This is a genomic window from Mucilaginibacter sp. 22184, assembly GCF_052045695.1.
In the GTDB taxonomy this organism is placed as follows: domain Bacteria; phylum Bacteroidota; class Bacteroidia; order Sphingobacteriales; family Sphingobacteriaceae; genus Mucilaginibacter.
In genome coordinates, this window is the sequence record NZ_JBQEPI010000016.1 from 39,750 (window position 1) to 54,008 (window position 14,259).

Here is a 14,259-nt window from a genome sequence, read left to right on the forward strand (position 1 = left end):
GCTATTATTTCTCATCGGCTGCAACAATGCATACGACCAATCCTGCGGGTTATGAAGCTTACGGCCCTATTTTTGTTTACAGTCATCATGCAGGCAAGCGCTGTTTCCTATGCGCAGAATGTGACCCTGAAAGACCATCACATAACACTCAAACAGTTATTTAAAGAAGTTAGACGGCAAACAGGTTATAATGTGTTCTATCAATATGACCAGGTAAACACGAACGTTACGATTGACATAGATTTTAAAAACACCCCCTTGCAAGAGGTGATGAAAAAAAGCCTCTCCGGCCAACCGCTTGATTTCAATATATATGAAAACACGGTGGTGATCGAAAAGAAGGATAAGGTCAATAACCCCACCCGGACAAGTACGATCCCGGCTAAAATCGATGTGCAGGGACTTGTGCTGGATGAAAACGGAAAAAGCCTGCCCGGCGTAACGGTAGTCATCAAAGGCACGCAGATCAGTACTTCAACGGATAGTAACGGGCAGTTTTCCCTTCGGAATGTTGAAGAAAGGGCTGTGCTGCTGGTCTCTTTTGTGGGCTACGACAGCCAGGAGATACAGGCTTCGGCAAAGGTGACGATAAAACTGGTTCCTAAGCTGGCTGAATTAAGTGAAGTTGTGGTCGTCGCTTATGGCAAACAAAAGAAAGCGACTTTAACCGGCGCTGTTACACAAGTCACTGGTGAAGAAGTTGCCAAATCGCCGGTGACCAATGTCAATAATGCCTTGCAGGGAAGATTACCCGGTTTACAATTTCAACAAACAAGCGGTCAGCCGGGCTCCGATGGCGCATCCGTTAATATCAGGGGATTTGGGAGCGCGCTGACCATCGTGGATGGCGTCGCGACGGATATTTCCCAGCTGAATCCCAATGATATAGAATCCATCACGGTATTGAAAGACGGTGCGGCTGCCATGTACGGCTTTAAGGCCGCGAACGGCGCGATCATTGTTACCACAAAACATGGTAAAACCGGCGCGCCGGTGTTGTCGCTGGATATCTACAGGGGATTGCAGGGAAACGCGGTCGCCTATCCCAAGCTGTTGAACGCGGGACAGTTTGTGGAACTGAGCGACGAGGCCGCGATCAATATCGCCTCGGCCCAAAATCCCAACGGACCATTGCCATCATTGCCCTACAGCCAGGAGGACGTTCAAAAATGGATAGCGGGGACCGCCCCGGGTTATCAGAGTACAGATTGGCATAAGCTGATCTTTAAAAACTATGCGCCGCTGACAAACGCCAGCCTGAGTATAAGAGGTGGAACGGACGCGACAAAATATTTTATTTCCGGCGGATTCCTGGACCAGGACGGTTTGCTGCGCAGCAATACCTCTACATTTAAACGATATAACTTTAGGAGTAACGTAGATTTCAAAATCAGCAAGCGACTAAAGGCGTCCTTTAATGTCAGTGGCAGATTGGAGAATACCCTTGCACCTCCGGGACCGGGCATTACCGATGGCGGCGGCGGCACGAGCGTGGTTTCGGCTATCATCAGGTCGTATCCCATATATACGCCTTACGCGAACAATAACACCAATTATTTTGGCGCGACCAATGTCATTGGGGTAAATCCGTTGGCCACGGCAAGCACCCAGGCAGGCTATTATAATAACAGCAAGGCCGTTTTAAACGCGTCAGGAACAATAGAATACCAAATACCCTATGTTGATGGGCTTACCGCAAGTCTTAACTATAACTATGAGTATGATAATACGAATTCCAAAACCTGGCTGAAGCAGTACTCCTTATACAATTATTCGCCATCCACCGGGGCGTATAATGTTGTTTCTACGGCAAACTCCCCGTCTACTTTAAATCAATACAATTACCAGGGAGGAATTCCTTCTGACCTTCAATTGTCGTTGAAATATGATCATACGTTTGGTGCGGACCACCATGTGACCGGATTATTGCTGTTGCAAAAGACAAAAACCAATTCGGACGGCTATTCCGTCCAGCGTAATTTCTCTCTTGATGCCTTGGATCAATTACAACTCGGGGATATCCTCAATCAGACGATCAACGTGAATAACCCGTTTAGCCAAACGGCCTATATGGGCTATGCCGCCCGTATCAATTACGATTATAAAGCGAAATACCTGGCGGAATTTGGTGGCCGATATGATTATTCCTGGAAGTTTCCGAATGGCGGGGGCTTTTTTCCCGAAGTATCGGCCGGTTGGGTGATCAGCAAGGAAAACTTCTTCAAGGTTCCGTTTATATCCAATTTGAAATTGAAGCTATCCTGGGCGCGTACGCCGGATGATGCCAATTTTAATGGTTTTAATTATATCTCAGGCTATAATTATCCAAGTGGGAGTTACCTGTTTACTACCGGCGCGCCTACCAATGGGCTGCAAGTCGGCAGCTATGCCAATCCTAATTTAACCTGGTTGGTGGGAACGCTGTATAATGGCGGACTGGAGTGGGGGATGTGGAAGGGCATGATTACCGGGGAATTCAATGTTTTCTACCGGAAAAGAACCGGTCTTCCCGCTACCGTACAGGTGACCTATCCGTCGGTAACCGGCATCAACCCGCCACAAGCCAATCTTAACCAGGATAATACCCGGGGTTTTGAATTGCAGTTAAGCTTTAACAAGAGGTTTGGTGATTTTGGATTGACGCTGTCGCCCAATGTGGCCTATAGCCGTACCCGGAATGGCTTTCAGGTCAATCCTCCTGCCGGAAGCGCATGGAGCAATTATACCGGTGGTTCTGCCTATCGGAATGCCAATTTGGGACGCGGATATATCGCTATCGGGCAGTTTCAAAATCAGCAACAAATTAATTCCGCCCCGATCCAGGATGGCGAAGGAAACTTAACCCTCAGGCCAGGTGACATCCGGTACAAAGATATCAACGGTGATGGTGTTATCAACGGCGACGATCAGACAGCTATCAGCAGGGGAACTTTTCCGCAGTTGCAGTACGGCTTGAATACGACGCTTGCTTACAAGGGATTTGATCTTTCGGTACTCTTTGCGGGCGCGTCTGAATTTGACGTAAATTATGCTGCTGAACTGCAGGATCCGCTATTTAACGGATCAAATACATTTCAGTTTTTCACAGACCGGTGGCATCATGAAAACATATTTGATCCGAGCAGCCCCTGGGTGCCGGGAAAATACCCGAGCACGATTGTTGGCGGCTCGAACAATAACAACCAATCGTCTACCTTCTGGACCAAAAGCGGCACCTATCTGCGGTTGAAGACGTTGGATTTGGGATATAGCCTTTCGAAAAGCCTCCTTCAGGGTACAGGCATCGGCAGTGCCAGATTTTATTTCTCCGGTCAGAACCTGTTTATTTTAACGGGTGTGAAATATCTTGATCCGGAAAACCTGGCTGGCAATGGTAGGGGGAGCTTTTATCCCATACAAAAGGTATTCTCGCTGGGTCTGAATTTGACCTTTTAGTTCGCTCATAATTCTAAAGTTAAAACGATAAGCTATGAAAAAGCTACACTATATTTTATGTTTACTCGCGTTGGTGATTTCATCCTGCAAAAAGGATTTTGTAAATCTGCAGCCAACAACCATTATATCGGGGACCGCGGCTTACTCTACGCCCAGTGCTGTTTATGCGCTGATGGCTTCTTTTTACAGCAGGATCGGATCAAACTTCGAGGATCAAACTTACTCAGAAGGATTCCCGCCCAATTATACGGGTACCTGGACAGATGAATCCATCGGCACTTTTCCCTGGGCCAATGTTTCCAACAACGTTTCAGGCGGGTTTGGCTGGTGGGACTATGGACTGATGAAGGATTTGAATGATTTTATAGCTAAAGTTCCCGGTGCCAATATTACGCAGGACTTGCGGACAAGATATCTGGCGGAAGCGAAGTTCCTGCGCGCCTATATGTATTTCGGCATGGTGAAGCGCTATGGCGGGGTCCCCATCATTACCAAGGTACTGGTACCCGGGGTTGACAATTTGCAGGTACCCAGAAGCACGGAACAACAGGTATATGATTTTGTAGGTGGCCAGTTGGATTCGGTGATCAATGTGTTAAGTCCGGCTTACGGCGATGGCTCTGATAAATTCCGGGCAACCAAGTATACGGCTTATGCTTTAAAGTGCAGAGCGATGTTATATGCCGCCTCAGAGGCCGAATATGGATCTGTTCAAATCAATGGTCTGGTAGGTATCCCGGCCTCGGCAGCCACGGATTATTGGCAGAAAGCCCATGACGCGGGACAGGCTATTATACAATCGGGGGCATTTGGGCTTTATCAGGGCAATGCCGATCCGGCGGCGAACTTCCAGCAATTGTTTAATGGTACCGATGCTACAAATAATAGGGAAATTATTTTTGCCAAGGCATATACGCTGCCGAATAACGCATACAGCCTCGATTTTTTCAATGAACCCCAAAGCTTCAAAGTAGACTGGGGTAACTATACGAATCCAACAGTGGAATTGGTCGAGCAGTTTGAGTATACCGACGGCAGCCCCGGGAAATTGAAAGTCAATGACGCGAACGGGAACCCCATTCCCTATAAAAATCCCGCGGACCTGTTTGCCGGTAAAGACCCCCGTTTTTTCGCCTCTATTTTATATCCTAACGCGGAGTGGCACGCCAACGGCGACCCCAAAGGCGGCTATATAGAACTACGGAGAGGGATCGTAGTCGGAACGGATACCCTGATTAACGAGGATCTGAGTAAGACCTACGGTACAGGAGCTAACGCCATCACCTTTAATGGTAAGGACGGACCAACGGTTTCCAACGAATCTACCAAGACGGGTTTCTTCATGAAAAAATTCCTTACAGAATCTTCCACTTTTGTCCCTAATCTGAACAAGAGCTCGGCCACGGGTATCATTTTCAGGTACGGAGAGGTACTGCTTAATTTCGCCGAAGCCGCTATAGAATTGGGTAATACGAGCGATGCGCTCACCGCCATCAATCAGATACGTAGCCGTGCCGGCATCAGGCTGTTAAGCGCTGTTACCCGGGATCAGGTTAGACATGAACGTACGGTGGAGATGGCTTTTGAGAACCAGCGGTATTGGGACCTTCGCAGATGGCATATTGCGGATAAGGTGTTTAACAATACGCCGCTCCACGCCTTATTCCCGTACCTGGTTTGGAAAGATAATACCAGCCCTGCCAACATGTCCTATATATTCAGGATCGTACAGGTACCGAACAGGCCTACACGGACTTTCATTCCATCTACGTATTATTTTTCTATTGGCACCGGCGGGGCTGATAGCTATTTAAAACAAAATCCAGGTTATTAATTCATAAAAATTAAATCAGATGATCAACAATATAAAAATAGGTGCGGTAATCATCCTCACAAGCCTGTTGTTTTACAGCTGCTCTAAAATAGATAATTATAGCCCGCCCAACGCCTCTATTTCGGGCGCGTTGCTGGATGTGAGCACCAATGATACGGTACCGACGACCAATAATACCAATGCTTTTGGCTTTAATTACCCGGACGGGGTTTTGAATGTTTATCAACAACACTATAGCGCAACAGCCTCCAGCGCCCAGGGAACATCATACAGTCAAAACGGTACTTATACCAATAATTCAATTTTCGCCGGTACTTACAAAGCGATACCTGTCGGTGCCTTTTACGCGGATACCGCGGTATTGGTGGTTGACGGTCAGACCAGACATGATTTTAAAGTGGCGCCTTTTGTAAAGGTGACGATGCAAATAACGGCCGTTACGAACGCGTCAATAACGATAAGCTACCAGGTAAAAGGGAACGATCCACTTCAAAGTGTTACGGAAGCGGCGGCTTGGCTTAGTCCATCGGCAGGGGTAAACCGTTTTTCATGGTATGGGTCTAATTTTAATCCCGTGGATAACAGCACCTATCGTGACGATCACACCGGACTGTCCGGAGATGCTTCTTTCACCAGAGTTTTTACCAAACTTCAGGCCAATACTACTTATTACCTTCGGGCCGGCGGGTTGGCAGCAGGAAAAAATCCCCAGAATTACTGGAATTACTCCAAAGTCTATCAGGTGCAAACCAGGGCGAATTAACAGGGAAATACTAAACAGATCTAACCGGTAATAAAACAACAATGCGTTTACGCTAAAAGAACATAACGGCTTTGGTTAAGGGCGCCTTGAAGGGAGGCGTCCTTTAAAAAATCGCGGGCAAAGTAACCCGGTATATTTTGATGGCTTACTGATCAGGCCGAACCGGCTGGTATTGATCGTGCTTTTAAAACGATCCGCGTTTTGTTGCGGAGAAACAGGAAGCTGGCATTTTGGAAAATAATTTTATGAATAAAGCAAAAAGAAGAGGCATTTTAGTTGGTATTATCCTACTGGGTTTTACACAGTTCATTTTTGCACAACGGGTGACGTTACAGCGCGGTCGCTGGGGAGACCAATTGGATGGCACCTATAAAAACCCGGTTATCAATGCTGATTATTCTGATCCAGATGTCATTCGGGTAGGGGAAAGTTTTTACATGGTTTGTTCGGAGTTTCACTTTATGGGTATGCCCGTACTGCAGTCAACCGACCTGGTGAACTGGCATATTATCGGCCAGGTTTATCACCGCCTCGATATCGATGATAAATACAACACGATGGACAAGTATGGTGCGGGTAGCTGGGCGCCGGCATTACGTTATCATAATGGTACATTTTATATCTATTTCTGTACACCGGACGAGGGGTTGTATATGTCCACTGCCACAAATCCGGCGGGTCCCTGGGCCCCGCTTGTCCATGTAAAACAGATAAAAGGATGGGAAGATCCGTGTCCTTTTTGGGATGAGGACGGACAGGCGTATTTAGGACACAGCCGCCTGGGGGCGGGTCCCATTATCGTTCACCGGATGAGCCCTGACGGAACGCGATTGCTGGATTCGGGCAAAACCGTTTATGAAGGTCCGGTCGCGGAGGGCACGAAGTTCTATAAACGTCATGATAACTATTATCTGATCATACCTGAAGGTGGGGTAGGGACTGGTTATGAAACGGCCCTAAGGTCGAAAAGTATCTACGGGCCCTATGAACGTAAAATTGTACTCGAACAGGGCAAAACCAGGATTAACGGCCCCCATCAGGGCGGCCTGGTGGAGTTGCCATCGGGTGAATCCTGGTTTGTTCACTTCCAGGACGCCGGCGCTATCGGACGGGTAACTCATCTTGAACCGGTTAGATGGGTAAAAGACTGGCCGGTTATGGGTGTGGACAATGACGGTAACGGTATTGGCGAACCGGTTGATGTTTATCAAAAACCAAAAGTAAATGGCCGGCGGAAAGCCGTTTATCTACAGACTTCCGATGAGTTTAATGCCGCGTCCCTGGGGCTTCAATGGCAATGGAACCACAACCCGGTAAACGACCATTGGTCGCTTACCGGGCAGAAAGGTTACCTCGCTTTAACCGCCATGAACGCGGCCGATCATAAGCATGCCCGAAATACCCTGACACAAAAGTTAATGGGGAGACGGGGGATGGTTACGGTTAAGTTGAACATTGCTAAAATGACAGTGGGGCAGCGGGCAGGCCTGGCATTGACGGGTAATTACGTTCATGAGATCGGTGTTTTAAAAACCGACAGTGGAACAGTCATTTACGCGGATAATATGGGCAAAGTGACAAAGGGAGGAATTTTGGACAAGGAGAACATTTTTTTACAGCTAAAGATCGACCTGGATGGCAATACCTTACTTTTTTATCGTGTGAATGGTCAGGCGTATCATCAATTAGGGGAAGCGTGTAAACTGTCCGGCTATAATTTCTGGAAGGCGGTCCGGCCAGCGCTTTTCTCCTATAACACCGCAAGTGCCGGAGGTACGGCCTTATTCGATTGGTTTCATTACGTCTACGACGGGACCTCTCCCGAGCCGCAAGTTCTACAAACCCCATAAGAAAATGAAAAAAACATTTACCGTTATCGTTTTATCCCTGATCGTGTTCGCGGGGAATGCAGCAGTCACACTAAACAAGGACACGCTGCTATACAAAAATCCGAACGCGCCTGTTGCCGCCCGCGTAGAAGATTTATTAAAGCGCATGACGCTGCGGGAAAAAATGGAACAGTTGGAAAACCGGGCCGCAGGGAAGACGGAGGAAATAGACCGCATTTTTAAGGGAGAGAGTTTCGGCTGTACGCACGAGATGAGTATGAACGCGCAGGATTGCGCAAATATGTACCAGGAATTGCAGCGCTACATGCTGCAAAAGACGAGACTGGGCATACCGCTGCTGACGGCGGTGGAAGGCATCGAAGGTATCCTGCAAAATAATTGTACGATCTTTCCGCACGGGCTGGCACAAGGAAGCACCTTTAATCCTGATTTGATCAAAAGAATGACCACCGCGGCGGGTGAAGAGGCCCGGGTGATCGGCATTCATCAGATATTGTCACCGGTTCTGGACATTGCGCGGGAACTGCGTTGGGGGCGGGTAGAGGAAACCTTCGGCGAGGATCCTTACCTGATCGCGCAAATGGGAACGGCCTTTGTCGGTGGATACCAGTCTTTTAACATCACCTGTACGCCAAAGCATTTTGTCGCGCATGGCTCACCATCCGGAGGCCTAAATTGCGCTAATGTCAGTGGTGGTGAACGGGACATGCGCAGCTTGTATCTGTATCCCTTTAGGCAGGTGATTGCCCACACAAACCCCTTGGCTGTAATGTCCTGTTATAGTTCCTATGATGGTATTGCCGTAAGCGGCTCTTCTTATTATATGACGGATATCCTGCGCGGGGAGCTTGGTTTCAAGGGATATGTTTATTCAGACTGGGGTTCGGTGGAGCGGTTACAAACGTTTCACCATGCGGTAAGTTCGCGGGAAGAAGCGGCTATCAAGTCGCTGCGGGCGGGTGTTGATCTGGATGTTGACGGGGCTTATGAGACGCTGGAGGAATCGGTTAAAAACGGAAATCTGGATATAAAATATATCGATCTGGCGGTGCGCCGTATTTTGACCGTCAAATTTCAATTGGGCTTGTTTGATCATCCCTACGGTGAGCCAAAAAAAGTAAGCGCGGTGGTTCGCAGTGCGAAACATATCGCGCTGGCGAAGGAAGTGGCCGATGAGAGCGCTATCTTGCTCAAGAACGATAACCGGATTCTACCCCTTAATTTATCAAAGTACCGGTCTATCGCGGTTATTGGGCCAAATGCCGATCAGACGGTATTTGGTGATTACGCCTGGACCAGCCGCGATACGAAGGAGGGAACTACTTTGTTACAAGGTCTTAAAGAGGTCGTGGGCAACCGGGGCGCGCTGAAATACGAGCCAGGTTGCGACTGGTGGAGTCAGGATAAATCAGGCATCGCCCGGGCCGTCAAAACCGTGTCCGAAAGCGATTTGGCCATTGTGGCCATAGGGACGCGAAGTACATTTCTGGGGAGAAGCCCTCAATATTCTACTTCCGGAGAAGGGTTCGATCTTAGTGCTCTGGAGCTTCCGGGGGTTCAGGAGGACTTGCTAAAAGCGATCAAGGCGACAGGAAAGCCGTTAATAGTTGTATTTATTGCCGGAAAGCCATTGGCGATGCCCTGGGTAAAAGCGCATGCGGACGCCGTGCTCGTGCAATGGTATGGGGGCGAAAAACAGGGTCGAACGCTCGCCGATATACTGACCGGTGCGGTTAACCCATCGGGCAGGCTAAATATTTCCTTCCCAGGGAGTACGGGCAATACACCCAGTTATTACAACCATTTGGCGACAGACAGGAACGAACCATTTGACAGTCCGGGAAGCCTGGATAAGCCAAAAGGGCATTATATTTTTGACCACCCGGACCCGCTTTGGGGGTTTGGCTATGGACTCAGTTACACCAACTTCAGCTACCTGGGATGTACAGCAAGAGATTCTGTATTAACGGAGAAGGATACCATTGCTGTTGAAGTCCGGCTAAAAAACAGCGGGGACCGGGATGGGAAAGAGGTTGTACAGCTTTATGTGAAAGATCTGGTGAGTTCGGTAGCGACACCAGTTCAGCAGCTCAAGGCGTTTCAAAAAGTGCTGATTAAATCAGGGCAGACGGCTAAGGTTGTGCTGCGTGTCCCGGTTGATGAGCTTGGTGTCTACGATGAAAAAATGAATTATACGATTGAACCCGGGAAATTTGAGATCGAGGTTGGAAGTTCTGCGGAAAACATCATTTTCAAAAAAATCGTTGACGTGCGTTCCCTGTAATACGGCTACTTCATTGATGCCGGTAACAAACGGATCACTGGTCTTGCTGCAAACGAAGCAGTGCGCGCTGCTTCGTTTGCAGCATCAGTTATCTGATAGAAGGTATGGTTGATGAACTGGCGGAGTAACCCGGAAATTATAGCGTTTTGTCATGTAAAAATCAATAAAGCGCCAAGGCGTCTATTAATTTTGTAAAATATACTTTTTGGTATATTTTTGTTGTGCCAAAGCAAAAGGAATTATGACAAAGGCGGAGAGAACAAAAAAATTCATCATTGAGCAGGCTGCTCCTATATACAACGAAAAAGGAGTTGCGGGAACCAACGTAGATGATATTTTGGAGGCTACGAAATTAACCAAGGGTGCGATTTACAGTCACTTTAAAAACAAGGATGATTTATCGACTCAGGTCACGGACTATTTGTTAGCGAAAATAACTTTTGGTACGGACCAGGCCATCAGCAAAGGAAAAACCGCGAAAGAGAAAATCTTTGCCTACCTGGATTTCAATACCAGGCCGCTGGAAACCTATATCAAAGGAGGATGCCCCATTTTTAATTTGGCCGTGGAAGCTGATGATAATAATGCCTGCATAAAGTCGAAGGTCCGCGAGCGTTTATTGGATTCGCAAGAATATTTCGCTTCTATTTTGCGGGATGGTATTAAGGATGGAGAGTTTTCTTCCATGCTTGATCCGGAAGCCTTTGCATTTAGGATGTACGCTTCCATAGAGGGCGGGATGGTGATATGTCGCGCCATGGATAATGAGGCACCCATGCGGGTATTAATCGATGGTTTAAAGAATGAACTCCATAGGTACAGCAGTTAATTTTTTTATCATAAAATATACTAAAAGTATATTTTATAAATTGTTCGGTCACGAATGAAAGAGGCACGGTAAACCCCAATTTTTTCATCTAAAATATACTTTTTCGGTATATTTTAGATGGAAAGGATAATGGAAAATGACATACAAAACGATATCAGAGATCATATATAAATTAAAAATCATGGAAAAGCAAACCATATTGGTTACGGGCGCAACGGGTGCGACAGGCGCGCCGACGGTAGAACTATTAATGCAAAAAGGTTACCCAGTACGGGCTTTTGTGCATAAAGAGGATGAACGATCCACAAGCTTAAAGGTGCTTGGGGCGGAAATATTTGTGGGAGACTTACATGATATGGAAGATGTCCGGGCAGCCTGGAAAGGTATTAAAAGAGGGTATTTTTGTTATCCGCTGAGCCCTAATTTATTAGATGCTACCGTCATGTTCGCGCAGGCCGCGAAGGAAGCCGGTGCGGAATTGATCGTCAATTTGTCCCAAAAACAAGTGGCGTCCACAGTTAAAAGCCCTGCGACCATACGTCATTTTTTATCCGAGGAAACCTTCAACTGGTCAGGTATTCCCACCGTGCATCTGCGGGCAACTTTCTTTTCAGAATGGTTTTTATATGTGTCAGCCGCCATCAAAGCAGGCAAATTGCAAATGGCTTTTCCTGAGCGCGCGCGGCACGCGCCGGTAGCCGGGGAGGATTTGGCTCGTACAATTGTAGCTATTTTAGATGAACCAGAACAACATGTGGGAAAGGCTTACCAGCTTTTTGGCCCAGAGGAATTGACCTACACGGAAATAGGAGAAATTTTCTCCCGTGCCTTGGGAAAAAATATAGTTTACGAACAAGTGAGTATTCAGGAAATGGCCGATATTATTGGACTGGGCGAATCTGACCACTTTAAAAATCACGTTGCGCACGTGATCAGTGATCATCTTTTTGCGGGCCCCCATATGAATGATCGCATACGAACCATCACCGGTAAGGATCCAATGAAGCTGGCCGAATTTATAGGTAAAAACCGCGCGGCTTTCGAGGCTTAACCGGTAAGGCCGGCCATTTGCTTCCCCGGTATCTCCATACATCGTTTATCCTTGATCCATGGTCTGATCAACGTATTACAGCTGCGGTATACTTCTTAGAAAATGGATAGAAACGGGCCTCAACCTGATTCATCAGGGAGTTAACACTCGTTAACACTAAACCTTTGCTGATTAACATTGAGCGCTGTTGGTTTCTATAGTTTTGCGTCATCAACATAATTTATCCAGATGAACAAATACAAATTTTTACTAATGGCGCTCCTGCTTATCCGGGCATTTGCTTCATTCGGACAGGCAGGGCCTCATGTAAACCTTTCAGACCACACGCCACTGGCGGGTAGCTATGTTGCGCTGACCTACGATCCGGCCGGTACGGTTTTGCAGGGCAAAGCTGTAAAAGCAAGCGTATACTTTTTTGATAACGATAAATACCCGGTAGCAGATATTGACTTAAGGGTTGAAGGGAGATGGCTAAAAGGCGGTTTTAAGATACCCGATGGGGCGAAGGCCTTTGGTATTAAGTTGCGTAATGGGGATCTGCTGGATGATAATAACCAAATGGGCTACGTCTACCTGGTGTATAAAAATCACCTGCCGGCGCGGGGCGCTTTCGCGAATAAGGCCTACATGGTCGGTCTGGCCGCCGATATGTTTGGTATAAAAAAAAATATGACCGACGCTGCGGCGCTTTACAAAAAGGAGTTTGCGAGATATCCTTCGCTGGAACGCGAGTATGAGTCTTTGTATTTGCTGACCTTATATTATGCTACGGCCGCGGACCAGCAGCTCGGTAACCGCATAGCCGCGGCCTTATCAAAAAGCTCGAATGAGCACGATCTGATCAATGCTCTTGATTATTTTCAGCATGCTAAAAAAACAAAAAAGGCAGATTCCTTAGCGCGGGTAATTAAAATAAGATTTCCAAGGGGAAAGTTGGTTAGAACGGAATTGGAGGCCAATTTTTCCCATACTGCGGATGTACTACGAAAGGACTCGTTGTATCAGCTACTCACGTCGAAATATTTCCCCGGAGAACGGGATTCCGCTGCGGAGGCGGATCGGTTGCTGGGCCAATTAGCTACGGCGTATCTACAGGCCCGCCGTTTGACGGAGTTTGCATCCGCCTTGTGGAAAATGAAAGACAAATCCGGTATGCCGGAAGCGGTAAACGCGGTGCTGACCGATTGGCTAAAAGATAGTTACAGGTTAAATGATGCGGAGCGGCTGTCCAGACAAACCTTAACGCTTTTGGATAGCTTGCAAAGCAAACCCAGCCCTCAAATGTTCTTAAGCCCGGACATGCAAAAGGAATTGAATCGGGATACTTATTTTGACTGTATGGACACCTATGCCCTTATACTTTTCAAGCGGGGCAAATGGGCAGAGGCTTTAAACTACCAAGGGCAGGTATATACCTATGGTCAGCATGCGCCGGTCCTGGGCGTTACGGAGCATTACGCGATGATGCTGAATAAGCTTGGGAGATATGATACCACGAAAGCCGTCATCGAAAAGATGATCAGAACAAATGTTAGCTCGTGGCAATTGGAAGATGAGTTAAAAGAGGCCTATATCCAAATAAATCACAACGAAGTTGGATACGGACCATATCTCGACAGTCTTCTCCATACAGCAAAAAAACAGAAAATGCAGGCATTGGCCAAAAAAATGCTGGACATACCCGCACCCGGTTTTTGTTTAAAAGATCAGTATGGAATGCGGGTTAACTTGTCGGATTTAAAGGGCAAAATGGTGATCCTTGATTTTTGGGCAACCTGGTGCGCGCCTTGTAAAGCATCATTTCCCGGGATGCAAATGGCGCTCAATAAGTATCGGGACCATAAGGACATTGTTTTTTTATTTATCGATACCTGGGAAACCGGTGACCATTATATACAGGAAGCGGCCAAATTCATTGACGAAAATAAGTACGCCTTCCAGCTTTTATTTGACGAAAAAGGAAAGGATGGCCGCTTATCAAAAGTACGAAGTCTCTATGGTGTCGACAGCGTGCCAACAAAATTGATCATCGACAGAAACGGGAATATCAGGTTCAAAACGACGGGTTTCAATGGAACGTCGGCGGAATTGCTGGAGGAGCTTTCAGACATGATCACCATGGTTGATAGCAATAGGTAGTGATGTCAAGGCACTGCCGGCGGGAGGTTGTTGTTCACGGATAAGCCGGTTTTTCTTTAATACTGTACGGGTGT

General features: G+C 47.2%; 8 protein-coding genes. All 8 read left to right on the plus strand.

The annotated features are described in order from the left end of the window. Window positions 1-51: 51 nt before the first annotated feature. The 8 genes from ACTJKG_RS26675 (at window position 52) to ACTJKG_RS26710 (ending at window position 14,185) form a co-directional block, all read left to right on the plus strand. On the plus strand, window positions 52-3,435 hold the full coding sequence (locus tag ACTJKG_RS26675; RefSeq protein ID WP_440740908.1) for a TonB-dependent receptor: 3,384 nt from the start codon (window positions 52-54) through the stop codon (window positions 3,433-3,435). Window positions 3,436-3,469: 34 nt separating this feature from the next. Continuing rightward, complete coding sequence (locus ACTJKG_RS26680) at window positions 3,470-5,269, plus strand: RagB/SusD family nutrient uptake outer membrane protein (RefSeq protein WP_440740909.1); 1,800 nt, start codon at window positions 3,470-3,472, stop codon at window positions 5,267-5,269. Window positions 5,270-5,288: 19 nt separating this feature from the next. Next, window positions 5,289-6,032: a DUF3823 domain-containing protein gene (locus tag ACTJKG_RS26685; RefSeq protein WP_440740910.1), complete on the plus strand. Its 744-nt coding sequence runs from the start codon at window positions 5,289-5,291 to the stop codon at window positions 6,030-6,032. Between the two features lie 245 nt (window positions 6,033-6,277). Further along, complete coding sequence (locus ACTJKG_RS26690; RefSeq protein ID WP_440740911.1) at window positions 6,278-7,882, plus strand: glycoside hydrolase family 43 protein; 1,605 nt, start codon at window positions 6,278-6,280, stop codon at window positions 7,880-7,882. A gap of 4 nt (window positions 7,883-7,886) precedes the next feature. Then, window positions 7,887-10,166, plus strand: a complete 2,280-nt coding sequence (locus ACTJKG_RS26695) for a glycoside hydrolase family 3 N-terminal domain-containing protein (RefSeq protein WP_440740912.1) — start codon at window positions 7,887-7,889, stop codon at window positions 10,164-10,166. Between the two features lie 241 nt (window positions 10,167-10,407). Continuing rightward, a complete protein-coding gene (locus tag ACTJKG_RS26700; protein WP_440740913.1) occupies window positions 10,408-10,995 on the plus strand; it encodes a TetR/AcrR family transcriptional regulator in 588 nt (195 codons plus the stop codon). 181 nt (window positions 10,996-11,176) lie between these two features. Beyond that, entirely contained in the window at window positions 11,177-12,046 is an 870-nt protein-coding gene (locus tag ACTJKG_RS26705) for an NmrA family NAD(P)-binding protein (RefSeq protein ID WP_440740914.1), read from the plus strand. Window positions 12,047-12,274: 228 nt separating this feature from the next. Beyond that, on the plus strand, window positions 12,275-14,185 hold the full coding sequence (locus ACTJKG_RS26710; protein ID WP_440740915.1) for a TlpA family protein disulfide reductase: 1,911 nt from the start codon (window positions 12,275-12,277) through the stop codon (window positions 14,183-14,185). The last annotated feature ends 74 nt before the right edge of the window (window positions 14,186-14,259 follow it).